This window comes from Salipiger sp. PrR007, from assembly GCF_010499845.1.
In the GTDB taxonomy this organism is placed as follows: domain Bacteria; phylum Pseudomonadota; class Alphaproteobacteria; order Rhodobacterales; family Rhodobacteraceae; genus Salipiger; species Salipiger pacificus_A.
The window spans coordinates 14,614-37,430 of sequence record NZ_JAAGOZ010000020.1; the positions used below are offsets into that span (position 1 = coordinate 14,614).

The window sequence follows — 22,817 nt, forward strand, 5'->3', positions numbered from 1 at the left end:
CGCGTAGCGAGAAGGTTCATATCCCTGTCACAACGGCTTCCTGGCGTGACAGCTGGTACCTAATGGAGCGCTTATGTCCCGACAGAACTATATCTTCACCTCGGAATCCGTTTCCGAGGGGCACCCCGACAAGGTGTGCGATCGCATTTCCGATGCCGTGCTCGACGCTCTTCTGGCAGAGGACCCCCTGGCCCGGGTCGCCTGCGAGACCTTCGCCACCACCAACCGCGTGGTGATCGGCGGCGAGATCGGCCTGACCGACCAGGACAAGCTGCATGACTACATGGAGCGCATCCCCGATATCGCCCGCGCCTGCATCAAGGATATCGGCTACGAGCAGGACAAGTTCCATCACGCCACCTGCGAGGTGACCAACCTGCTGCACGAGCAATCGGCGCATATCGCCCAAGGCGTGACCGGGCAGGGTGACCGCGACGAGGGCGCGGGCGATCAAGGCATCATGTTCGGCTATGCCACCAACGAGACGCCCGAGCTGATGCCGGCGCCGATCCTCTATTCGCACGCCGTTCTCAAGCGGCTCGCCGAGGCGCGCAAGTCCGGGGCCGAGCCGATGCTGGGTCCGGACGCCAAGTCGCAGATCTCGGTGCGCTACGAGGGCGGCAAGCCGGTCGGCGTGACGTCGATCGTGCTGTCGACCCAGCACAGCGACGAGGGGCAGACTTCGGACGATATCCGCGCCATCGTCGAGCCGTACATCCGCAGCACGCTTCCCGAGGGCTGGATCAGCCCCGAGACCGAATGGTGGGTGAACCCAACCGGCAAGTTCGTCATCGGCGGGCCGGACGGCGATGCGGGCCTGACCGGGCGCAAGATCATCGTCGACACCTACGGCGGCGCGGCTCCGCATGGCGGCGGTGCCTTCTCGGGCAAGGATCCCAGCAAGGTCGACCGCTCGGCGGCCTATGCCGCGCGCTACCTTGCCAAGAACGTCGTGGCGGCAGGTCTGGCCGAGCGCTGCACCGTGCAGCTCTCCTACGCCATCGGCGTCGCCAAGCCTTTGTCGATCTATGTCGATACCCACGGCACCGGCGATCTTGAAGCCGCGGCGATCGAGCGGGCCATCCCCAAGGTGATGGACCTGACCCCGCGCGGCATCCGCACCCATCTCGAGCTGAACAAGCCGATCTACCAGCGCACCGCGGCCTATGGCCACTTCGGCCGCGCGCCCGAGTCGGACGGCGGCTTCTCGTGGGAGCGGACCGATCTTGCAGAGGCGCTGAAGCGCGAGATCTGAAGCCGGGCAATTCCCATCAATCGGAATTGCGCGGGATCAGGCGGGCCGGAAGGAGACCTCTGGCCCGCTTCGCTTTTGGCGCTCTGACCTATGGTCAATCCCGGCGCCGCATGCCATGGCATGCCACATGGATTTGTGGATTGCCGTCACCCTCTGCGCTGCCTTCTTCCAGACCTTGCGCTTCATGCTTCACAAGGTGCTGAGCACGGGCGGGCTCACCGCAACCTCCTCGACCTTCGCGCGCTTTGCCTATGCCGCGCCCGCCGCCGTGCTGGTCGTAGCGACCTACCTGATCGCCACTGGGCAGGGCTGGCCGCAGCTGAGCTCCGCCTTCTGGGCCTATGCGCTCTTCGGCGCCCTGGGGCAGATTCTCGCCACGGTCTTGGTCGTGGCGCTGTTCCGGCAGCGCAACTTCGCCGTCGGCATCACCTTCAAGAAGACCGAGGTCATCCAGACCGCGCTCGTCGGCCTCGTGGTGCTGGGCGAGAACATCTCGGCGGCGGGCTGGGGGGCGATCCTCATCGGCCTCATCGGGGTCCTGCTGCTCTCCGAGACGCCGGGCCTTTCGGGCAACTGGCTGCGCCGCATCGGCAGCCGGGCGGTGGCACTCGGCCTCGCCTCTGGCTTCTTCTTTGCGATCTCCGGTGTCGGCTATCGCGGTGCCTCGCTCGAGATCGCCTCGGAGGCGCCCTTTCTTCGCGCCGGGGTGACACTGGTCTGCGTGGTGCTGTCGCAGGCCCTCGGCATGGCGCTCTGGCTGCGGCTCTTCGAGCCGGGGCAGATCACCGCCGTCTGGCAGGCACGTCGCACCGCGATCTGGCTTGGCCTCACCTCGATGGCCGGGAGCCTGTCGTGGTTCACCGCCTTTACCCTGCAGACCGCCGCCTACGTGCAGGCGCTGGGGCAGGTCGAGCTGATTTTCTCGGTCATGGCCTCGGTTCTGGTCTTCAAGGAGAGCATCACCCGCCGCGAGCTGGCGGGCATCGGCTTCCTGTGCCTGTCGGTGCTGATCCTCGTGCTCGTGCTCTGAGCGCCGGATCCGGGTTGCGCCGGGCGGGGGAGGCTGACATTTTCCGCGCCAGAAAAGGAGCCCGCCCCATGTCCTTCACCCTTGCCACCTGGAACATCAACTCGGTCCGCCTGCGCGAGCCCATCGTCCTCAAGCTGCTCGCCGAAGAGGGGCCGGACGTGCTGTGCCTGCAGGAGACCAAGAGCCCGGTCGACAAGATCCCGCTCGAGCAGTTCGCGGCGCTTGGCTACACCCATATCGTGGCGCGTGGGCAGAAGGGCTACAACGGCGTCGCCATCCTGTCGAAGCTGCCGCTGCTTGACGCCGGCGATCAGGATTTCGCCACCCTCGGCCACGCCCGCCACGTCGCGGCGAAGCTCGAGAACGGCGTCACCATCCACAACTTCTACGTCCCCGCCGGCGGCGACGAGCCGGACCGCGAGGTGAACGAGAAGTTCGGCCAGAAGCTCGACTACCTGACCGAGATGCGTGACTGGTTCCACGCCCACAAGCCCGAGAAGTCGATCCTCGTCGGCGATCTCAACATCGCCCCGCGCGAGGATGACGTCTGGAGCCACAAGAAGCTGCTAAAGATCGTCTCGCACACGCCGATCGAGGTCGAGCACCTGGCGCAGGCGCAGGACGCGGGGGAGTGGGTCGACATCACCCGGCAGGACATCCCCGAGGGGCAACTCTATTCGTGGTGGTCCTACCGCGCGCGCGACTGGGACGCGGCGGACAAGGGGCGGCGGCTCGATCACGTCTGGGCGACGCCGGATATCTCGAATGCCGGGCACGGCTCGCGCATCCTGCGCGCCGCGCGTGGCTGGGAGAAGCCCTCGGACCACGTGCCGGTTTTCGCCAGCTTCGACCTCTGAGCCACAGTCGCGTCCGGGCGGCGCACAAGTCCGGGCGCTTGCGGAACAATCCGCGATGCGCTCTGGTTGAGGCGGGGCCGGGACAGGGTTCCCGGACGCAACATCGGAGCGCCGTGCATGGGCCCCAACACCACGATCTTCGCCGTCTTCCTGGCGGTTGCCCTGCCGCTTCTGGTGGCCTTCGCCGTCTGGCGCGCGGTCACCACGGCGCGCACGCCGCAGGGGGCCGTCGCCTGGACGGTCTTTCTGGTCGCGGCGCCGTGGTTCGCGCTGCCGGCCTATCTCTTCTTCGGGCAGCACAAGCTCAAGGGCTACCGCATCACCCGGCGCAGCAGCCGCCTCGTGCGGCGCGAGATGGACGCATTCTGCGCCGACTACCCGCCCGCAGAAGCCGACGGGGCCCGCTACCGCGCCTTCGAGCGACTGGCGGCGATGCCGGCGGTTGGTGGCAACTCGGCGAACCTCCTGGTCGACGGCAAGGCCACTTTCGAGGCGGTTTTCGAGGCGATGGACCGGGCGGAGCATTACCTGCTGGTGCAGTTCTACACCATCGCCGAGGACGGACTGGGCAACGAGATGGCCGAACGGATGATCGCGGCCTCGGCGCGCGGCGTGTCGGTGCGACTGATTTTTGATGGGGTGGGCAGCTACGGGCTGCCGGCGCATTACCTCAATGCCCTGCGCGACGCCGGGGTGCAGGTGGTCGATCCGGCGAATGCGCCGGGTCCGACCAAGCGCTTCCAGATCAACTTCCGCAACCACCGCAAGACGGTGATCATCGACGGGCAGGAGGGCTTCATCGGCGGCCACAACGTCAAGGATGACTATCTCGGCAAGAACCCCACCTTCGGCCCTTGGCGCGACACGCACCTGCACCTGCGCGGCCCGATGGTGGCGCAGCTGCAGCTGGTCTTCGCAGAGGACTGGCACTGGGCCACCGGCGAGAGCATCGGGGGCGGGCTCAACTGGCGGCCCGACAGTGCCGAGGAGAACCTCTCGGGCCTGGTGCTGCCCTCGGGGCCTGCCGACGACATGGACACCGGAGCGCTCTTCTTCATCTCGGCCTTGGCCGAGGCGCGCGAGCGGGTGTGGATCGCGACGCCGTATTTCGTGCCCGACCAGGACGTGCTTTCGGCCCTCGTTGGCGCCGCGCTGCGCGGCTGCGACGTGAAGGTGCTCGTGCCCGATGCCATCGACCACTACCTTCCGTGGCTCGCCGCCCATGCCTTCTTCGATGAGGTCCGCGCCGCCGGGGTCGAGGTGCTGCGCTACGAAGGCGGCTTCGTCCACCAGAAGGTCGTGCTGGTCGACGACGACTTCGCCGCAGTGGGCTCGGCAAACCTCGACAATCGCTCTTTCCGGCTCAATTTCGAGACAATGGCCCTGATTTTCGACCGCGGCTTCGCGTCGCGGGTGGCGAAGATGCTGGAGGCCGATTTCACCAGCGCCTACAAGATGGACAAGCCGCTGCACGAGCACCCGAGGTGGGTGCGTGCCGCCGCGCCCTTTGCGCGGTTGCTGGCCCCGATCCTGTGAAGGTGTCCGCCATGTCGCCCCTGTCCGCCTCTCCCAAGCCTGCCGCGACTACCGCCGCGAAAACCGTGCTGAAGGTCGCCAGCTACAATATCCGCAAGGCAATGGGCATCGACCGCCGCCGCGATCCGGCCCGGATCCTGCAGGTGCTCAACCACATCGGCGCCGACGTGGTGGTGCTGCAGGAGGCCGACCTGCGGCTCGGCCCGCGCCCCGCGGCCATCCCGCGTTTCCTGATCGCGCAGGAAACCGACTACGAGGTCGTGAACCTCGCCCGCAACGACGTCAGCCTCGGCTGGCACGGCAATGCCATTTTCGTCCGAAAGGGGCTTGAGGTAACCGACATCCGGCGCTTCGATCTGCCGGGGCTGGAGCCGCGCGGCGCGGTCATGGCTCGGGTCGAGGGGGTGAACGTCGTGGGCGCGCACCTCGGACTGCTGCGCCGCTACCGGCTCAAGCAGATGTCCGAGATCCGCGACCAACTCGGTGAGCTACGCGCCGAGGCGGCGATCTTCGGCGATTTCAACGAGTGGTCCGACGTGCGCGGCTACGAGCCTTGGGAGCGCGATTTCACCCTTACCCTGCCGGGCCGAAGCTACCACGCCTCGCGGCCCTTCGTGGCGCTGGACGGCATCGCCTACGGCAGCGCCCTGGCGCTCGACGATGCAGGGGTCGAGGAGGGCGGCGCGGCGCGGCGCGCCTCGGATCACCTGCCGATCTGGGCGCAGCTCTCGCGCCGCGGCTGATCCCATCGCGGCCAGTGTCGGGAGGCGGTCTTGCATCACGCCATGTCCTGCGCCATGTAACACTCCAAGCTAACCGCCGCAGCGGAGGATCATATGCTGGAACTGGGCAAGACCGAGGCCCCCAAGGGCGATCTCATCAAGGACGTCAGCGAAGCTGACTTCATGGCCGAGGTGGTCGACGCCTCGCAGGAGGTGCCGGTCATCGTCGACTTCTGGGCGCCGTGGTGCGGCCCCTGCAAGCAGCTCGGCCCGGCTCTCGAGGCCGCGGTGACCGAGGCGCGCGGCGCCGTCAAGATGGCCAAGGTCAACGTCGACGAAGCGCAGATGATCGCCGGTCAGCTGCGCATCCAGTCGATCCCGACGGTCTATGCCTTCTACAAGGGCCAGCCGATCGACGGCTTTCAGGGCGCGCTTCCGGCCTCCGAGCTTAAGGCCTTCATCGACCGGGTCGTGCAGGCCTCGGGCGGTGACGCCTCGGGCGGGCTCGACGAGGCCGTGGCCACTGCCGAGGAAATGCTCGAGCAGGGCGCCGCAGCCGATGCGGCACAGGTCTTCGCAGCGGTGCTCGAAGAGGATCCGAAGAACGCCAAGGCCTTCGCGGGCATGGTGGCGTGCTATCTCGCGCTTGGCGAGATCGAGCAGGCCGAGGCGGTGCTGAACGGCGCACCGGTGGAAATTTCCAAGGCCCCCGAGCTGGAAGCGGCACACGCCAAGATCGAGCTTGCCAAGCAGGCGAGCAACGCCGGCCCCGTCGCCGAGCTGACCGCCAAGGTCGAAGCGGACCCGGCGGACCTGCAGGCGCGCTTCGATCTCGCGCAGGCGCTCTACGCGCATGGCCAGACCGAAGAAGCGGTGACCCAGCTTCTCGATCTCTTCCGCCGCGACCGCGAGTGGAACGACGGGGCTGCCAAGACCCAGCTCTTCACCATCTTCGAGGCGCTCAAGCCGAACGATCCGGTTGTGCTCAACGGACGTCGCAAACTCACCTCTATGATATTTGCCTGATCGCCGATGCGCCCTAGCTCGCAGGTCATGGTGAGACGAACCGACCTTCCCGGAATGATCCCGGTCTTTCCGCTGCCCGGAGCCCTGCTGCTGCCGCGGTCGCGCCTTCCGCTGCACATCTTCGAGCCGCGCTATCTGGCGATGCTCGACGACGCGCTGAAGACCGACGCGCGGCTCATCGGCATGGTCCAGCCTGCGGCGAACGGCTCTGACGAGCGGCCCTCGTTGCAGCGCATCGGCTGCGCCGGGCGCATCACCCAGTTCTCCGAGACCGAGGACGGGCGCTACATGATCACGCTGTCGGGCCTGTCGCGCTTCCGGGTGATGGAGGAAGTCGACGGCTTCACCCCCTACCGTCGCTGCAAGGTCTCATGGGAGGGGTTCGAACATGATCTCACGTCGCATGCCGACCACGACGACAGCTTCGACCGCGGCGCCTTCCTGCGGCTTCTAGACCGGTATTTCGAGGCGCGCGGCCTCTCCGCCGACTGGGACACGCTGAAGGATGCCGAGGACGAGCTGCTGATCAACTCGCTCTCGATGCTGCTGGATTTCGCGCCCGAAGAGAAGCAGGCGTTGCTGGAGGCCCCGCGCCTGGAGTCGCGCCGCGAGACGCTGGTGACACTGATCGAGTTTGCCCTGCGCGGCGGAGAAGAGGACCTGATTCAATGAGCGAAGAGACATTCACCTTTGACCGCCGCATGCTCGAGGCGCTGGTCTGCCCGGTGACCCATGCCGTGCTCGACTACGATGCCGGGCGTCAGGAGCTTGTCAGCAGGGGCGCGGGGCTCGCCTTCCCGATCCGTGAGGGCATCCCGGTGATGCTGATCGACGAGGCCCGGCGGCTCGACAGCTGAGCGCAGAAAAGCGAGGGGGCGCGCCCCTCGCGCTCCACGGAATATTCCCGGCTGAAAGAACAAGGCGCGGTCCAAAGGGGACCGCGCCTTTTCCTGTCTCAGATGTCGAGCGCGAGCGCGCGGGCGAGGATCGCCGCATCCACGTTGCCGCCGGAGACGGTGCAGATCACCGCCTCGCCCTCGATCTCGCTGGCGCGGAAGAGCGCCGCGGCCAGGGCCACCGCGCCGCCGGGCTCGGCGATGATCCTGAGATGGCGGGCCGCGAGTTGCATGGCCTTGAGCGCCTCTTCCTCGGAGACGGCCAGTCCCGGCCCGCAGAGCCGCTGCATGATGGGGAAGGTGAGGTTGCCCGGCTGCGGCGTGACGATGGCGTCACAGATATTGCCGCCCATGGCCGCGTTGCGCTGGATTGTGCCCGCCGCCAGCGAGCGTTTGACGTCGTCAAACCCGTCGGGTTCGGCGGGGCGTGCGCGCAGGCCGGGGGCTTTGGCCTCGAGCGCCAGCGCGATGCCCGAGGTCAGCCCGCCACCGCCGCAGCAGACGAGCACATCGGCTTCGGTCACCCCCTCTTGGGCAGCCTGCTCGGCGATCTCCAGCCCGCAGGTGCCTTGCCCCGCGATCACCTCGGGCTCGTCGAAGGGTTTGACCAGCGTGAGGCCGCGCTCCGCCGCCAGACGGGCGCCGAGCGCGTCGCGGTCTTCCTTCTCGCGGTCATAAGGAACCACCTCCGCGCCGAGCCCCCGGGTGCCGGCGACTTTCGCGGCGGGGGCGTCGGCGGGCATGATGATCACTGCGGGCACCCCGAAGCCCTTTGCCGCCGCCGCGATGCCCTGCGCGTGGTTGCCCGAGGAGAAGGCGATCACCCCCTTGGCCCGCACCTCGGGATCGAGCGCGGAGAGCGCCGACCAGGCGCCGCGGAACTTGAAACTGCCGGTGTGCTGCAGGCACTCGGCCTTCACCAGCACGCGGCGCCCGGCGATCTCGTCGAGGAAGGGCGAAGAGAGCAGCGGCGTGCGGCGGGCGTGGCCTTGCAGCCGCCCGGCGGCGGCTTCGATGCGGGTGATGTCCATGGGATATCCTCGGGTTGTCGGTCTCGGGCAGACCCTGTGCCGGCCCGGGGGGCAAGTCAACGGGCTTGCCAGGCGGTGCCTCCGCTGGTGAGAGTAACGCCATGATCGAACGGCGCCACGAGGACAACGGCACACGCTCGCGGGCGCTCTACTCGCCCTGCGGGACCTATCGATACGGGTTGGAACGGCTCTGGCGCGAGACGCCGGGGCCCGTGCTGCTCTGGGTCATGCTCAACCCTGCCAAGGCCGACGAGCGGCGCAACGATCCCACCATAGACCGCTGCCAGCGGCGGGCGCAGGCGATGGGCTTCGGCGGCATGCGCATCGCCAATATCTTCGCCTTCCGCGCGCCGACCCCGGCCGAATTGCGCCGCGCCGAGACCCCGGTGGGGCCGGAGAATGACGCGCTTTTGCTGCGCTGGCACGCCGAGGCGGGGATGACGCTGGCCGGCTGGGGGATGCACGGTGCACATATGGGACGCGGGCCGCAGATCGCGGCGCAGCTCATTGGCGCCGTGCATGTGCTGGGTCTGACGAGGGACGGGCACCCGCGGCATCCGCTCTATGTGGCCTACAGCCAGCAGCCGCGGCTCTGGCATCGGCAGGCTGGATCGGCCGCCGGATGACCCCGATTGGCCGCGCCGGGGAACTTCGGGCTTCCCTTCGCACCTGAATCGCCCTATATGCGCGCATCCGGCCATGCGGGCCGGAGCGCTCCAAGGGCCCTGCTGGACGACATCCCGGCTTGTGCCATCCCTCAAACCTTCAAGGAGACCCCGATGTCGATCACCGTTGAAGAAAAGAACCGCCTGATGAAGGAATTTGCAACCAAGGAAGGCGACACCGGTTCGCCCGAAGTCCAGGTTGCCATCCTCACCAGCCGCATCACGACCCTGACCGAGCACTTCAAGACCCACAAGAAGGACAACCACTCGCGTCGTGGCCTTCTGAAGCTCGTGGCTCAGCGCCGCAAGCTGCTGGACTATCTGAAGGGCAAGGAAGAGGCACGTTACACCGACCTCATCCAGCGCCTCGGCATCCGCCGCTGATCCGCGCAGGATACGGAAGTCGCAGCGCCCGCTCCTCTGGAGCGGGCGTTTTGCGTTTCGGGCCTTGCGCCCTGGGGGCGGTCCCCGGCCTGTCCGAGGGCGCGCCGCGCTTATCACTTCCCAAAAGGCGGATTCTCCTGTATGCGCGCCCCATCTGAGACGTGACGCCTTTGGCTCCCGGGCACATGCAAGAGGATAGGGAGCGGTGGCAATGGGGCCACCATAGGAACGGGAGACCCGGAGGGCCGGGAGTGCTCCCTTACAGGATACGCTACATGTTCAACGTAACGACGAAATCCATGCAGTGGGGCGAGGAAACCCTCACCCTCGAGACCGGCAAGGTTGCCCGTCAGGCAGACGGCACCGTCATCGCCACGCTCGGCGAGACCTCGGTCATGGCCAACGTGACCTTCGCGAAGGAACCGAAGCCGGGCCAGGATTTCTTCCCGCTGACCGTCCACTACCAGGAAAAATACTATGCCGCGGGCAAGGTGCCCGGTGGCTTCTTCAAGCGCGAGGCGCGTCCGACCGAGAAAGAGACGCTGACCGCACGCCTGATCGACCGTCCGATCCGTCCGCTCTTCGTCCCCGGCTTCAAGCATGAAGTGCTGGTGATGTGCACCGTGCTGTCGCACGATCTGGTCAACGACCCCGACGTCGTGGCGATGATCGCCGCCTCGGCCGCGCTGACCATCTCGGGCGTGCCCTTCATGGGTCCGATCGCCGGCTGCCGCGTCGGTTACACCGATGGCGAATACGTGCTGAACCCGACCGTCGACGACATGCAGGGTCTGCGCAACAACCCCGATCAGCGTCTCGACCTCGTCGTCGCCGGCACCAAGGACGCCGTGATGATGGTGGAATCGGAAGCCTACGAGCTGACCGAAGACGAGATGCTGGGCGCCGTGACCTTTGCGCACGCGCAGATCCAGCCCGTCATCGACCTGATCATCGATCTGGCCGAATCCGCCGCGAAAGAGCCTTTCGACTTCCAGGCGCCCGACTACTCGGAGCTTTTCGAAGTGGTGAAGGGTCTGGGCGAAGCCAAGATGAAGGCCGCCTACGCGATCACCGACAAGCAGGCGCGCGTCGCCGCCGTGTCGGCCGCCAAGGAAGAGATCAAGGCACAGCTGAGCGAAGAGCAGCTCGAAGACGCGAACCTCGGTTCGGCGATCAAGAAGCTCGAGTCGGTCGTGCTGCGCTCGGACGTGGTGAAGAACAAGCGTCGCATCGACGGCCGCGCGCTCGACCAGGTTCGTCCGATCGTATCGGAAACCTCGGTTCTGCCGCGCACCCACGGCTCGTCGCTGTTCACCCGCGGTGAGACCCAGGCGCTGGTCGTGACCACGCTCGGCACCGGCGACGACGAGCAGATCATCGACGCCCTGCACGGCAACTTCCGCAGCAACTTCCTGCTGCACTACAACTTCCCGCCGTACTCGGTGGGTGAAGTGGGCCGCGTTGGCTCGCCGGGTCGCCGCGAAATCGGCCACGGCAAGCTGGCATGGCGCGCGCTGCAGGCCGTGCTGCCTGCACCGACCGACTTCCCCTACACCATCCGCGTGGTGTCCGAGATCACCGAATCCAACGGGTCGTCCTCGATGGCCTCCGTCTGCGGCGGCTCGCTGTCGATGATGGATGCAGGCGTTCCGCTGAAGGCACCGGTGGCCGGTGTGGCCATGGGCCTCGTGCTGGAAGACGACGGTGAGTATGCGGTGCTGACCGACATCCTCGGCGACGAGGACCACCTCGGCGACATGGACTTCAAGGTCGCAGGCACCGAGAACGGCATCACCTCGCTGCAGATGGACATCAAGGTCGCGGGCATCACCCCCGAGATCATGAAGCAGGCGCTGGCACAGGCCAAGGACGGCCGGATGCACATCCTCGGCGAGATGGCCAAGGCCCTCACCGAAGCCGGCGACTTCTCGGTCCACGCCCCGCGCATCGAGACCATGCAGATCCCGACCGACAAGATCCGTGAAGTGATCGGCTCGGGCGGCAAGGTGATCCGCGAGATCGTCGAAGTGTCGGGCGCCAAGGTCGACATCAACGACGATGGCGTGATCAAGATCGCCTCGGCCAACGGCGAAGCCATCCAGAAGGCCTACGACATGATCTACTCGATCGTGGCAGAGCCGGAAGAGGGCGCCGTCTACAAGGGCAAGGTCGTGAAGATCGTCGATTTCGGCGCCTTCGTGAACTTCTTCGGCAAGCGCGACGGCCTCGTGCACGTCAGCCAGATCGAGAACCGCCGCCTGAACCATCCGTCGGATGTGCTGAAGGAAGGCCAGGAAGTCTACGTGAAGCTGCTCGGCTTCGACGATCGCGGCAAGGTGCGCCTCGCCATGAAGATGGTCGACCAAGAAACCGGCGAAGAGCTGGCAGCGGACAAGAAGGAAGAGACCGCGGAGTGATCCGCGGCCTCGGCCCTCGCTGAAATGCACAAACGCCCCGGCCTTTCGGTCGGGGCGTTTTCTGTTGGGGGGACACTCGCCGCTGCGCGCGCTGCGCCCGCGTCTGGCTTCAGTGCAGCAGGGCAGGGGCCCGAGGCTGATCCAGCACCAGAGACGAGGTGCCCGCTCCGGCCCAGAAGCCTTCGAGGTGACGCGCAGGGTCGACTTTCTGGCGCATCTCCTCGGTAAGGGCCAGTAGGCCGGTCACCTGGTCCTGCGACCAGCTCAGCAGCAGCCCGGGCGCCGAGATCGCCGAAATCGGCGCATCCATCAGGGCCACCGGCGGCTCGTCCCGGTGCAACGCCTCGACCGGGCAGTCCAGCGAGGAGGTGCGGGTCTCGTCCCAGAGGGTGACCTCGTCGAGGCGGAGCGCCTCGAAATAGGGCACAAGCATTGGCTCGAGGACCAGCGGCAGCCAGTCCTCCTCCGGCTTGTAGAGCCCTTCGTGACGGCAGTGCCGCGCGATCCGTGAGACAAGCGTGGCATCGAGATCCGGCGGCTCGGCCCCGATCACCCAGAGCCAGACCATGCGTGCGAAATGTCGGAAGTCGCTGACACCAAGCGCCTGGGCGATCATGTCCCAGCGCACCGGCTGGCCGGTGGTCTTGATGATCTCATCGAAGGCCTCGGGGGCTTGGTCGGGCTGCGGCCCGCCAAGGCTCTCGAGCAGCGCCTCGAGTTCCTGCGGTGTCGTCGCTTCACTGCGAAGCGGACCCCAGGCGGTGGTTTCCGGCGTAAAGCCGGGCACGCGGAAGAAGGGGTTGAGCACCACGAAGACATGATCGTAGTCGCGCATCCACCAATGCAGGAGCTGCGCGTTCATGTTCGGATGTTCGAGACGTCGGGGCGTGTCGGTCAAACTGAGTCCTTTCCGGCCAGAGCGCCGGGCTTCTATCATCTGGTGCGTCAACGGCAAGCTGCGGGGGGATTCACCATGCGTGGCGGGGGAATCTCACCCTCGTTCGCACTTTTTTAACGATTTTCGACGCAGATCGAAAGGGCAAGCCGTCGTGACGCCACTCACGGAATTTGCACGACAATGGCTGGGATGCGCTTCGGACTCCGCAGGGTTCGGGGTCCGAGGCGCAGGCAGCTGGCGGGCTGAGCTTTGGGCTGGAACACGCTGGGCTTACATGTGCGGTCTGTCGACCATCCCGGAGCCGGACAGGTTTCGAAAAGCCGGAGACGTTGCAAAAAAGAGGCCGGGCGCGTGGCCCGGCCCAGTCCAACAGGGAGGTGCATGTGATGACCCGCACATGCCACGGGAACTGTTGAGGGACCTGACCGACGGGAGGAGTCCTATCCGAAAGGCTAGGTCAGAGTATCACCAAGTACAGTGTCAACCAATGGGCGAGCAGACGAAGATTGGCGGAAAACCGCTATGACGTGACATTTCCGCCGATTCGTCAGGCAACAAGCCGATAACCCCCGGATTCTGTGACCAAAATACGTGCGTTCGAGGGATCGGGTTCGATTTTCTGCCGCAGTCGATAGATGTGGGTCTCGAGCGTGTGCGTCGTCACACCGGCGTTGTAACCCCAGACTTCGTGCAGCAGAATCTCGCGCGGCACCACGCCTTCGGTCGAACGGTAGAGGAACTTGAGGATGTTCGTTTCTTTCTCGGTCAGCCGGATCTTACGGTCGTCCTCGGTCACCAGCAGCTTCATCGACGGCTTGAAGGTGTAGGGGCCGACGGTGAAGACCGCATCCTCGGACTGCTCATGCTGGCGCAGCTGCGCGCGGATGCGGGCCAGCAGCACCGGGAATTTGAAAGGCTTGGTGACATAGTCGTTTGCACCAGCGTCGAGGCCGAGGATGGTGTCGGCATCCGTGTCATGGCCGGTGAGCATGAGGATGGGCGACTTGACCCCCTGCTTGCGCATCAGCTTGCACAGCTCGCGGCCGTCCGTGTCGGGCAGGCCGACGTCGAGGATCAGCAGGTCGTAGACCTGTTCCTTCACCCGCGCCATGGCGGCAGCGCCGGTCTCGGCCTCGAACACCTCGAAATCCTCGGTCATGACCAGCTGCTCGGCCAGCGCTTCGCGCAGGTCGTCGTCGTCGTCCACCAGAAGGATGTTCTTGATCTGGGCCATTTGCCTCTCCGTCGTGCCGTCTCTGTCTTGCTGGGTCACATGTAAGCGTAAGGGGGAACAAACAAGTTTTGCTGCAGGGTTCTCACGCTCTCGTGTTGCGGGATGGCTTTTGTTACAGCAATGAAGCTGCTTTGTTTCAGCGCCTTCCCGGGCCGGCTGGCCCGGGTGTACCATCCGCCACGCTCGCCGCGGCCCAGACAGGAAGACGCCCATGTCCCTCGCGCCCGATCTCGGAGAATTGCTCGCCCGTGCCCGCGCCGACCTGCGCATGGGGGTGCCGGTGGTGCTGAAGGCGCGGGCCGGCGGCGCGCTGGTGATCGCGGCCGAGACAGTTTCGGCGGCGCGGTTGGCGGTGCTGCGGGCGCTGCCGGGAGAGCTTGACCTGACCATTACCGCGCGCCGGGCCGAAACGCTGAAGGCGCGGGCCTATGACGGCGATCTGGCGCGGGTGATCCTTCAAGGCGATGCGGGGCTCGACTGGGTGCAATCGATCGCCGATCCGGCGGATGACTTGGCCAAGCCGATGAAGGGCCCGCTCGCCACCCGCCGGGGCGGCGACACCGGGCTGCACCGGCTGGCGATCACCCTCGTGAAATCGGCGCGGCTGCTGCCCGCCGCCCTGATCCTGCCGCTTGCGGACCCCGAAGGCTTTGCGCAGGGCGAGATGCTGACCGTCGTCGAGGCCGACCCGGCAGGCCCCTACATGCTGACGCTGGCGCGGCTCGATCACGTGGTCTCGGCCAAGGTGCCGCTGCGCGCGGCGCAGAACGCCCGGCTGCACATCTTCCGGCCCGAGGATGGCTCAGACGAGCATTACGCCATCGAGATCGGCCGCCCGGACCGTTCCAAGCCGGTACTCTCGCGACTTCATTCCGCCTGTTTCACCGGCGACCTGCTGGGCTCGCTGAAATGCGACTGCGGACCGCAGCTCAATGCGGCGCTGGCGCAGATGGGCGAGGAAGGGGCAGGCGTCTTGCTCTACCTCAACCAAGAAGGGCGGGGCATCGGGCTGGCCAACAAGATGCGCGCCTACGCGCTGCAGGATCAGGGCTTCGACACGGTCGAGGCGAACCATCGGCTGGGCTTCGAGGATGACGAGCGCGACTTCCGCCTCGGCGCGGAGATCCTGCGCAAGATGGGCTTCGGCGCGGTGCGGCTGCTGACCAACAACCCCAACAAGATGGCGATGATGGAGCGCTGCGGCATCACCGTCGCCGAGCGCGTGCCGCTGAAGGTGGGGCTGAACACCTACAACGAACGCTATCTTGCCACCAAGGCCGAGAAATCGGGGCACCTGCTGTGAGCGGCGCGGGCGTGCGTGTGGGGGCGAATGACCTGGTGCTGACCCGCGCCGGTCTGCGTTTCGCGGGGCGGACGTGGCCCTGCGTTATCGGGCGCGGCGGCGTGCGGGCCTGCAAGCGTGAGGGCGACGGGGCGACGCCGGTCGGCGTCCACCGCGTGGTCGCCATGCTCTACCGGCCCGACCGCATGGCGCGGCCCGCTTTCTGGGCAGAGCCGATCCGGCTGCGCGATCTCTGGTGCGACGACAGTGGCTCGCCGGCCTATAACCAGCTGGTGCAGGCACCTTTCGCACCCAGCCACGAAACCCTGCGACGGGCCGATCCGCTCTACGATCTCGTGCTGATCACCGACTGGAACTGGCCCGAGGCCGAGCCGGGCCGCGGTTCGGCGATCTTCCTGCACCAGTGGCGGCGGCCGGGCTATCCGACGGCAGGCTGCGTCGGTTTCGCGCCGGGCGATCTGCGGGAGATTGCCGGGCGGATATTGCCGGGCACGCGGCTCGTGGTGCCCGAGCCGCTGGACGGCTGGCGCGCGGGCTGAGGCGGCAGCAGCGGGGGCACACCCCGTGCCGCCATGGGAAATCTTGTGCTGGCGAAGAAAGCGGCCGCGGGTCCTCTCAGGCCACGAGGCTGTGGGCGATGCCTTCGAGCAGGCCGAGGCATTGCGCCAGCTGGCCGCGGGTGACGAATTCGTCGGGCTTGTGGGCCTGGGCGATCTCTCCGGGGCCGCAGACCACCACGGACAGGCCCATCTGCTGGAACAGGCCGGCCTCGGTGCCGAAGGGCACCACGTCGGCGGAATTGCTGCCGGTGAGGCGGGAGATCAGATCGCGCGCCGCGTTGTCCTCCATCGGGATCAGCCCGGCGACCTCGCCGATCACCTCGGTGGTGATCTCGGCGTCGGGGTGCACGGCGCGCATGGCGGGCAGCAGTTCATGCTCGATGCAATGGGCCAGCGCCTCGTTGACGAACTCGGCGTCGCCGGGCTGCACCGGGCGCATTTCCCAATCGACCTCGGCCTTGCCGGGAATGACGTTATGCGCGACACCGCCGGCGAGGCGGCCGACGTTCACCGTGGTCCAAGGCGGATCGAAGCGGCTGCCGTGCGGCGCGCGGGCCTTCAGCGCCTCGGCCATCTCCATCAGCCGCTGGGTATAGCGCAGCGCGTAGAGCACCGCGTTCACGCCGCGGTCGGGGGCGGAGCCATGGCCCTCGAGCCCCGAGAACCGCGTGGTGTATTCGCAGCAGCCCTTGTGCCCCTCGATCAGCCGCATGCCGGTGGGCTCGCCGATGATCGCCATGCGCGGCGCGTGGCCGCGGCGCTGCAGCTCGGGCACCAATGCGCGGGCGCCGAGGCAGCCGACCTCCTCGTCATGGGTGAAGCAAAGATGCAGCGGGCGGCGCAGCGTCATCTTCGAGACCGGCTCGGCCAAGGCCAGCGCGGCGGCGATGAAGCCCTTCATGTCGCAGGTGCCACGGCCGTAGAGGTGATCGTCGCGCAGGGTCAAGGTGAAGGGGTCGCTGCTCCAGTCCTGATCGGTCACCGGCACCACATCGGAATGCCCCGAGAGCACCACGCCGCCGGGGATGTCCGGGCCGAGCGTGGCGAACATATTGGCCTTGGTGCCGGTCGCGTCGCGGAAGAGCTCGACCTTTGCGCCGAGGTGCTCGAGGTGATCACCCATCATGGCCATCATCGCGAGATTGCTCTCGCTCGAGACGGTCGGGCAGGCGATGAGGTGCTTCAGGTGCTCCTCGGTGGCGGGCAGAAGATGGCTCATGACCGAAGGCTTAGCAGGGACGGACGCCCGGTCAAACCTCTTGCGACCCGCGAAGAGGGAGAAGGCGCCCGATCCCTTGTGTGTACCGGGGGCGTTTCAGGGGACGCAGAGGCCGGCGTTTCGCTCTGCTCGGAAGAACACGAAGATCTGGCGTTTTTCTCGCCATTTGCTCTTGAAATGTGCGGTTGCGGGGCCGCTACGCCGGAGGTCACGGCGATTCTGCGCTGATTTTCATCGAAATTCCGGTTCAGACGCCGTTCATGACCCCGCGGAAGCCGGAGGTAATCGGCCTGCTGAGCAATGTGTCATGACGATTTTTTGCTGCGAAGGGACGCATTTGTGCCCGATGGTCCTGCAAAGACGCGAATCTCTTCGCGTTCGCGGCAACACGGTTGCAACATGGGTCTGGACGCGCTCTTATCCTACGCAAGACAGCGGAGAAAAATCCGCGGAACACAAAACGGGGAGCCGGATTTGCCAGATACCGGGACAAGCGACGCTTTTGTCGCCTTTGAGCGCGTGCAGAAAAGCTATGATGGCGAGACCCTTGTCGTCAAAGACCTGAACCTGAGCCTGCCCAAGGGCGAGTTTTTGACGATGCTGGGACCGTCGGGTTCAGGCAAGACCACCTGCCTGATGATGCTCGCCGGTTTCGAGACCGCCACCCATGGCGAGATCAAGCTCGACGGCGTGTCGATCAACAATATCCCGCCGCACAAGCGGGGCATCGGCATGGTCTTCCAGAATTACGCCCTTTTCCCGCACATGACCGTTGCCGAGAACCTCAGCTTCCCGCTCGAGGTGCGCAAGATCGGCAAGTCGGACCGCGAGGCCAAGGTCAAGCGGGCCCTCGACATGGTCGAAATGGGGGCCTTCGGCGGCCGCCGCCCGGCGCAGCTCTCGGGCGGCCAGCAACAGCGGATCGCGCTGGCGCGCGCGCTGGTGTTCGAGCCCGAACTGGTGCTGATGGACGAGCCGCTCGGCGCGCTCGACAAGCAGCTGCGCGAGAAGATGCAGTTCGAGATCACCGATCTTGCGCACCGACTGGGGATCACCGTGGTCTATGTGACGCACGACCAGACCGAGGCGCTGACCATGTCTGACCGCGTCGCCGTGTTCAACGACGGGCGCATCCAACAGCTCGCCCCGCCGGATCAGCTCTACGAGCAGCCCGAGAACAGCTTCGTGGCGCAGTTCATCGGCGAGAACAACACGCTCGAGGGCACCATCGCCGAGATCAGGGGCGACAATTGCGTGGTCAAGCTGGACGGGGGCGAGGTGATCGACGCCAAGCCGGTCAACGTGACCAAGGTCGGCGAGCGTACCCGTGTTTCGATCCGCCCCGAGCGCGTCGAATACAACAAGGATCGCCTGCAGGAAGGCGCCCACACGCTCAAGGCCAAGGTGCTCGAGTTCATCTACATGGGCGACATCTTCCGCACCCGGCTCGAAGTGGCCGGCAACCGCGACTTCGTCATCAAGACACGCAACGCGCCCGACCAGGTACGCCTGACCCCGGGCACCGAGATCGAGATCGGCTGGTTGCCCGAGGATTGCCGCGCGCTCGACGCCAACTGACGAGACTCTGCCCGCGCTGCCCCCCTTGCAGTGGGCGGGCGGTGCGGACCGGAAAGGTTCCGGCGGTTTGCCCGTGTCCTGGAACCCACAATACACAACGGGCTATCTAAGGGAGTTACAGATGAAACGGACCAAGACCCTCCTGGCCACCACCGCGCTCACGGTTGCCGCAGGCGCCGTCTCCGCGCAGGAAATGGCCAACGACATGACCCTCGTGTCGTGGGGCGGCGCGTATCAGACGAGCCAGATCAAGGCCTATGCCGACCCCTACAAGGAAATGCACCCCGAGGTGAACATCTCCTGGGATGAAAGCTCGGCCGAAGCCGTGGCAAAGCTGCGCGCGATGAACGAGGCCGGCAACATCACCTGGGACCTCGTCGACGTCGTGGCCTCTGACGCCATCCGCCTGTGCGACGAAGGCCTCGCCATGGAATACGATCCCGACGAGCTGCTCGCCGAGGCAGACGACGGCACCTCGGCCGAGGACGACTTCGGCGATATGATCGTCTCCGACTGCTTCATCCCGCAGATCGTCTATTCGACCACCTTCGGTTACCGCACCGACATGGTGCCCGAGGGCGCGGATGCGCCGTCGGACATCTGCTCGATCTTTGATCTCGAGACCTACCCGGGCAAGCGCTCGCTCGAGAAGCGCCCGATCAACAACATGGAATGGGCGCTGTACTGCGACGGCGTGGCCAAGGACGAAATCTACGACGTTCTGGCTACCCCGGAAGGCCAGGACCAGGCGCTCGCCAAGCTCGACACCATCAAGGACAGCGTCGTGTGGTGGTCCGCGGGTGCCGACACACCGCAGCTTCTGGCGGACGGCGAAGTCTTCATGGGCTCGACCTACAACGGCCGCCTCTTCTCGGTGATCGAGGAGCAGGACCAGCCGGTCGCCATGATGTGGGACATGCAGGTGTTCGATCTCGACGGGTGGATCATCCCCGAAGGCCTTGACGACGCCGCTCTGGCGCGTGTGAAGGACTTCGTGAAGTTCGCCACCGACACCCAGCGTCTGGCCGATCAGGCCGCCTACATCTCCTATGGTCCGGCACGCCAGTCGTCGGCTCCGCTTGTCGGTCAGCACGCCGACCTGGGCATCGACATGGCGCCGCATATGCCGACCGATCCGGCAAACGCGACGAACACGCTGCTCTACAACTACGAGTTCTGGGCGGACTATCGCGACGACATCGACGCGAAGTTCCAGGCCTGGCTCGCGCAATAAGCGCAGACGCGACATGGAGAGGGGCCGCATGGCCCCTCTCTGCACTCAAAGACCCATAATCTAATAAAAACAGACCCGCAGGGGGTAGGATGACAGCTTCGACCGATGTCCCGGAGAAAGGTGCCAACGGGCCCATGCTGGCCGCGGATGGTACGCCGCTAAAAAAGAGCCTGTCTCGGGCGTTGCGCGTGCAGAAGTTGCGAGCCCTCGCGCTCATCGCTCCACTGCTGATCTTCGTTCTGGTCACCTTCATCGCGCCGATCGGGGACATGCTGTTCCGCTCGGTTGAGAACCAGATTGTTTCGAACACGATGCCCACGACCACCAGGGCGCTCTACGACTGGGACGGCACGGGCCTGCCGCCCGACCAGGTGTTCGAAGATGCCTATTACGATCTGTTTGTGGCCGCCGAACGCAAGGAGCACACTCGCCTCGGTTCGCGCCTGAACTACGAACAGACCGGCGCATCGTCGCTCTTCCGCAAGTCGGGCCGTGGGCTCGACGACATCGGTGAGCTCTATCAGGATCAGTTCGAGGATCTCGACGAGAATTGGGACGACGCGCAGATTTGGGCCGAGATGATGGGCTCCGAGGACTGGCTCGCCAAGGAAGCCGCCTGGGAGAAAGGCGAGCGCCTGCCGAAATTCGCGCTGCGTGACGGCGTCGAGGAGCTGCTGCCGCGCACCGCCGAGCAATATGAGATCTTCGCGAATTACACCCACCGCGAAGAGGGGGACTCCCTGCTCGACGAAGAGCCCTGGTCGGCGGTGCACACCGCCCTCTATCAGGACCTCTCGACGCAGGATGTCTCGGGCTACACCGGCCCCCACGCCGACATGCTCAAGGCCGCCGCCGCGCTGGTGGCCAGCCCCGATTTCGAGACCGTCAGCTTCAAGGACGGCTTCGGCGAGATCGACAAGGACTGGCTCGAGCCGCAGATCTGGCGGACGCTGAAGCTCTACGCGCCCGACTACACCTCGGGCTATTTCCTCAACTCGGTGGATATGAAACTCACGCCGGACGGTGCCGAGGCGCGCCCGGAGAATGAGCGCATCTACATCATGCTCTTCAAGCGCACGCTGTTCATGAGCCTCGTGATCACCTGCAGCTGCATCCTGCTGGGCTACCCGGTGGCCTACATCCTGTCGAACCTGCCGGCGCGCAAGGCGAACCTGCTGATGATCCTCGTGCTGCTGCCGTTCTGGACCTCGCTCTTGGTGCGAACCTCGGCCTGGAAGATCATGCTGCAGCAGCAGGGCGTCATCAACGACGTGCTGGTGTGGATCGGACTGGTTGCCGATGACGGCCGCCTGACGATGATCAACAACCAGTTCGGCACGATCGTGGCGATGACCCACATCCTGCTGCCCTTCATGATCCTGCCGATGTACTCGGTGATGTCGACGATCCCCAAGACCTATGTGCGGGCGTCAAAATCGCTGGGCGCGACCGACTGGACGACCTTCTGGCGGGTCTATTTCCCGCAATCGGTGCCGGGCATCGGCGCGGGCTCGATCCTCGTGTTCATCCTCGCCATCGGCTACTACATCACCCCCGAGATCGTCGGCGGCACCACCGGTACCTTCATCTCGAACCGGATCGCCTATCATATCTCGACATCGCTGAACTGGGGCCTCGCGGCCGCGCTCGGCTCGATCCTACTGGCGGTGGTCCTGATCCTCTACTGGGCCTACGACCGCATCGTCGGCATCGACAACGTGAAGCTGGGGTAACGGCCATGAGCAACGTCATTCTCACGCCCGCCATCAAGAAACCCCTGTCGCTGACCCTACCGGTGCTCGCCGCGGCGGGAGCCTTCGCCGGGGTCTTCATCGGCGCGGCCAACGGCTCGGTGCTGCTCGGCATCCTGCTCGGCGCGCTGGTCATGGCCGGCTTCGCCTTTGCCGCCATGTCACTGTCGAAGGAGCTGGAAAAGCCGTTGCGCTGGGGCATCATCGTCGTCTTCGCGCTGCTGGGCTTTCTCAGCGGGGGCGTCTCGGGCGGCCTTGTCGGAGCGCTCTTCGGCTGGTTCTTCGGCTGGTTCACCTACTGGATCGGCTTTGGACGCTACCGCGTGCCGCTGGTGCCCTACCTGTCGTCGGGACAGGTGCTCTGGCATTACAGCTTCCGCGTCATCTGCGGCGCGATCTTCGTCTTCCTGATCACGCCGATCCTGGTGGTCATGCCGCTTTCGTTCAACGCGGAGGACTTCTTCACCTTCACCCCCGAGATGCTGCGCTTCGATCCGGCGGGCTACTCGCTGAAACACTACCGGGACTTCTTCACCAACCCCGAATGGACCGGCGCGGTGAAGAACTCGCTGATCATCGCGCCGCTGGCGACGATCATCTCGGTGAGCCTTGGCACGTTGGCGGCCATCGGCCTGTCGCAAAGTCACGTTCCGGGCAAGCGCGCGATCATGGCCATCCTGATCTCGCCGATGATCGTGCCGCTGATCATCTCGGCCACCGGCATGTATTTCTTCTACTCGAAGATCAATATCGTCGGCACGCTCTGGGGCGTGGTTCTGGCGCATGCGGTGCTGGGCATTCCCTTTGTGATCATCACCGTCACAGCGACGCTGGTCGGCTTCGACCGGAGCCTCGTGCGGGCGGCGGCAAACATGGGCGCGAACCCGGTGACCACCTTCTTCCGGGTGCAGATGCCGCTGATCCTGCCCGGGGTGATCTCGGGCGCGCTCTTTGCCTTCATCACCTCCTTCGACGAGGTGGTGGTGGTGCTGTTCATCGGCTCGGCCGAGCTCCAGACCCTGCCGTGGCAGATGTTCACCGGCCTGCGCGAGCAGCTCTCGCCGACCATCCTCGCGGCGGCGACGGTGCTGGTGGCGATCTCGATCCTGCTGCTGGCGACGGTCGAGATGCTGCGCCGCCGCTCCGAGCGCCTGCGGGGCATGTCGCCGGGCTGAGCGCTGGTACAGGCGAAAGAACGCTGGAGAGCCGCGGATCACCGCG

The 22,817-nt window shown here is 65.9% G+C and carries 21 protein-coding genes and 1 riboswitch; of the genes, 17 read left to right on the forward strand and 4 right to left on the reverse strand.

What is annotated here, in order from left to right; genetic code table 11:
- Positions 1-21: 21 nt before the first annotated feature.
- Positions 22-70: riboswitch (SAM-SAH riboswitch) on the forward strand.
- 3 nt (positions 71-73) lie between these two features.
- The 8 genes from metK to G0Q01_RS09690 all read left to right on the forward strand — a co-directional run bounded on the left by metK (position 74) and on the right by G0Q01_RS09690 (position 7,283).
- Positions 74-1,255 (forward strand): methionine adenosyltransferase, encoded by a 1,182-nt coding sequence (metK, locus tag G0Q01_RS09655; protein WP_164191243.1) that lies wholly within the window; start codon positions 74-76, stop codon positions 1,253-1,255.
- 127 nt (positions 1,256-1,382) lie between these two features.
- The gene (locus G0Q01_RS09660) at positions 1,383-2,285 is read left to right on the forward strand and encodes a DMT family transporter (RefSeq protein WP_108966922.1); all 903 of its coding nucleotides are present in this window, start codon (positions 1,383-1,385) and stop codon (positions 2,283-2,285) included.
- Positions 2,286-2,353: 68 nt separating this feature from the next.
- The gene (locus G0Q01_RS09665) at positions 2,354-3,142 is read left to right on the forward strand and encodes an exodeoxyribonuclease III (protein WP_108966920.1); all 789 of its coding nucleotides are present in this window, start codon (positions 2,354-2,356) and stop codon (positions 3,140-3,142) included.
- A 117-nt stretch (positions 3,143-3,259) separates the two neighbouring features.
- Positions 3,260-4,678, forward strand: a complete 1,419-nt coding sequence (gene cls, locus G0Q01_RS09670; protein ID WP_164191247.1) for a cardiolipin synthase — start codon at positions 3,260-3,262, stop codon at positions 4,676-4,678.
- Between the two features lie 11 nt (positions 4,679-4,689).
- Positions 4,690-5,421, forward strand: coding sequence for an endonuclease/exonuclease/phosphatase family protein (locus tag G0Q01_RS09675; RefSeq protein WP_235940002.1), 732 nt, complete (start codon positions 4,690-4,692; stop codon positions 5,419-5,421).
- A 93-nt stretch (positions 5,422-5,514) separates the two neighbouring features.
- A complete protein-coding gene (locus G0Q01_RS09680; protein ID WP_108966916.1) occupies positions 5,515-6,426 on the forward strand; it encodes a co-chaperone YbbN in 912 nt (303 codons plus the stop codon).
- 27 nt (positions 6,427-6,453) lie between these two features.
- On the forward strand, positions 6,454-7,098 hold the full coding sequence (locus G0Q01_RS09685; RefSeq protein ID WP_108967780.1) for an LON peptidase substrate-binding domain-containing protein: 645 nt from the start codon (positions 6,454-6,456) through the stop codon (positions 7,096-7,098).
- Entirely contained in the window at positions 7,095-7,283 is a 189-nt protein-coding gene (locus tag G0Q01_RS09690; RefSeq protein ID WP_164191250.1) for a Trm112 family protein, read from the forward strand. Before G0Q01_RS09685 ends, G0Q01_RS09690 begins: the two co-directional genes overlap by 4 nt.
- Before the next feature lie 98 nt (positions 7,284-7,381).
- Here the strand turns inward: G0Q01_RS09690 and G0Q01_RS09695 are convergent, their stop codons facing one another.
- Entirely contained in the window at positions 7,382-8,353 is a 972-nt protein-coding gene (locus G0Q01_RS09695; RefSeq protein WP_164191254.1) for a threonine/serine dehydratase, read from the reverse strand.
- A 101-nt stretch (positions 8,354-8,454) separates the two neighbouring features.
- Between G0Q01_RS09695 and G0Q01_RS09700 the strand changes: the two genes are divergently transcribed.
- The 3 genes from G0Q01_RS09700 (at position 8,455) to pnp (ending at position 11,819) form a co-directional block, all read left to right on the forward strand.
- The gene (locus tag G0Q01_RS09700; protein ID WP_164213315.1) at positions 8,455-8,979 is read left to right on the forward strand and encodes a DUF1643 domain-containing protein; all 525 of its coding nucleotides are present in this window, start codon (positions 8,455-8,457) and stop codon (positions 8,977-8,979) included.
- Positions 8,980-9,132: 153 nt separating this feature from the next.
- Positions 9,133-9,402, forward strand: a complete 270-nt coding sequence (rpsO, locus tag G0Q01_RS09705; RefSeq protein ID WP_108966908.1) for a 30S ribosomal protein S15 — start codon at positions 9,133-9,135, stop codon at positions 9,400-9,402.
- A gap of 275 nt (positions 9,403-9,677) precedes the next feature.
- Positions 9,678-11,819 (forward strand): polyribonucleotide nucleotidyltransferase, encoded by a 2,142-nt coding sequence (gene pnp, locus G0Q01_RS09710; RefSeq protein WP_108966906.1) that lies wholly within the window; start codon positions 9,678-9,680, stop codon positions 11,817-11,819.
- Positions 11,820-11,928: 109 nt separating this feature from the next.
- On the opposite strand, the gene G0Q01_RS09715 is transcribed toward pnp, so the two are convergent.
- The gene (locus tag G0Q01_RS09715) at positions 11,929-12,717 is read right to left on the reverse strand and encodes a hypothetical protein (protein WP_235940006.1); all 789 of its coding nucleotides are present in this window, start codon (positions 12,715-12,717) and stop codon (positions 11,929-11,931) included.
- 547 nt (positions 12,718-13,264) lie between these two features.
- Positions 13,265-13,951: a response regulator transcription factor gene (locus G0Q01_RS09720; RefSeq protein WP_095880623.1), complete on the reverse strand. Its 687-nt coding sequence runs from the start codon at positions 13,949-13,951 to the stop codon at positions 13,265-13,267.
- A gap of 211 nt (positions 13,952-14,162) precedes the next feature.
- Here G0Q01_RS09720 and ribA point away from each other — a divergent pair, with 211 nt between their 5' ends.
- Together ribA and G0Q01_RS09730 are read left to right on the forward strand one after the other, a co-directional pair.
- A complete protein-coding gene (ribA, locus tag G0Q01_RS09725) occupies positions 14,163-15,254 on the forward strand; it encodes a GTP cyclohydrolase II (protein WP_164191268.1) in 1,092 nt (363 codons plus the stop codon).
- Between the two features lie 32 nt (positions 15,255-15,286).
- Positions 15,287-15,793, forward strand: coding sequence for a L,D-transpeptidase (locus G0Q01_RS09730; RefSeq protein WP_164213319.1), 507 nt, complete (start codon positions 15,287-15,289; stop codon positions 15,791-15,793).
- 76 nt (positions 15,794-15,869) lie between these two features.
- Here the strand turns inward: G0Q01_RS09730 and argE are convergent, their stop codons facing one another.
- Complete coding sequence (gene argE / locus G0Q01_RS09735) at positions 15,870-17,033, reverse strand: acetylornithine deacetylase (RefSeq protein ID WP_164191272.1); 1,164 nt, start codon at positions 17,031-17,033, stop codon at positions 15,870-15,872.
- A 474-nt stretch (positions 17,034-17,507) separates the two neighbouring features.
- Between argE and G0Q01_RS09740 the strand changes: the two genes are divergently transcribed.
- From G0Q01_RS09740 to G0Q01_RS09755, 4 genes are all read left to right on the forward strand, one after another.
- Complete coding sequence (locus G0Q01_RS09740) at positions 17,508-18,611, forward strand: ABC transporter ATP-binding protein (RefSeq protein ID WP_108966898.1); 1,104 nt, start codon at positions 17,508-17,510, stop codon at positions 18,609-18,611.
- 121 nt (positions 18,612-18,732) lie between these two features.
- Entirely contained in the window at positions 18,733-19,845 is a 1,113-nt protein-coding gene (locus G0Q01_RS09745; RefSeq protein ID WP_108966896.1) for an extracellular solute-binding protein, read from the forward strand.
- 89 nt (positions 19,846-19,934) lie between these two features.
- Complete coding sequence (locus tag G0Q01_RS09750) at positions 19,935-21,578, forward strand: ABC transporter permease (protein WP_164191275.1); 1,644 nt, start codon at positions 19,935-19,937, stop codon at positions 21,576-21,578.
- A gap of 5 nt (positions 21,579-21,583) precedes the next feature.
- Positions 21,584-22,771 carry an ABC transporter permease gene (locus tag G0Q01_RS09755; RefSeq protein WP_164191279.1) on the forward strand — a complete coding sequence of 396 codons (1,188 nt, stop codon included), beginning with the start codon at positions 21,584-21,586 and terminating at the stop codon, positions 22,769-22,771.
- Positions 22,772-22,817: the final 46 nt, after the last annotated feature.

Coding starts and splice junctions, on each gene's coding strand:
- metK (WP_164191243.1), top strand. CDS start 74: ATGTCCCGACAGAACTATATCTTCACCTCGGAATCCGTTTCCGAGGGG.
- G0Q01_RS09660 (WP_108966922.1), top strand. CDS start 1,383: ATGGATTTGTGGATTGCCGTCACCCTCTGCGCTGCCTTCTTCCAGACC.
- G0Q01_RS09665 (WP_108966920.1), top strand. CDS start 2,354: ATGTCCTTCACCCTTGCCACCTGGAACATCAACTCGGTCCGCCTGCGC.
- cls (WP_164191247.1), top strand. CDS start 3,260: ATGGGCCCCAACACCACGATCTTCGCCGTCTTCCTGGCGGTTGCCCTG.
- G0Q01_RS09675 (WP_235940002.1), top strand. CDS start 4,690: ATGTCGCCCCTGTCCGCCTCTCCCAAGCCTGCCGCGACTACCGCCGCG.
- G0Q01_RS09680 (WP_108966916.1), top strand. CDS start 5,515: ATGCTGGAACTGGGCAAGACCGAGGCCCCCAAGGGCGATCTCATCAAG.
- G0Q01_RS09685 (WP_108967780.1), top strand. CDS start 6,454: ATGGTGAGACGAACCGACCTTCCCGGAATGATCCCGGTCTTTCCGCTG.
- G0Q01_RS09690 (WP_164191250.1), top strand. CDS start 7,095: ATGAGCGAAGAGACATTCACCTTTGACCGCCGCATGCTCGAGGCGCTG.
- G0Q01_RS09695 (WP_164191254.1), bottom strand. CDS start 8,353: ATGGACATCACCCGCATCGAAGCCGCCGCCGGGCGGCTGCAAGGCCAC.
- G0Q01_RS09700 (WP_164213315.1), top strand. CDS start 8,455: ATGATCGAACGGCGCCACGAGGACAACGGCACACGCTCGCGGGCGCTC.
- rpsO (WP_108966908.1), top strand. CDS start 9,133: ATGTCGATCACCGTTGAAGAAAAGAACCGCCTGATGAAGGAATTTGCA.
- pnp (WP_108966906.1), top strand. CDS start 9,678: ATGTTCAACGTAACGACGAAATCCATGCAGTGGGGCGAGGAAACCCTC.
- G0Q01_RS09720 (WP_095880623.1), bottom strand. CDS start 13,951: ATGGCCCAGATCAAGAACATCCTTCTGGTGGACGACGACGACGACCTG.
- ribA (WP_164191268.1), top strand. CDS start 14,163: ATGTCCCTCGCGCCCGATCTCGGAGAATTGCTCGCCCGTGCCCGCGCC.
- argE (WP_164191272.1), bottom strand. CDS start 17,033: ATGAGCCATCTTCTGCCCGCCACCGAGGAGCACCTGAAGCACCTCATC.
- G0Q01_RS09745 (WP_108966896.1), top strand. CDS start 18,733: ATGAAACGGACCAAGACCCTCCTGGCCACCACCGCGCTCACGGTTGCC.
- G0Q01_RS09750 (WP_164191275.1), top strand. CDS start 19,935: ATGACAGCTTCGACCGATGTCCCGGAGAAAGGTGCCAACGGGCCCATG.
- G0Q01_RS09755 (WP_164191279.1), top strand. CDS start 21,584: ATGAGCAACGTCATTCTCACGCCCGCCATCAAGAAACCCCTGTCGCTG.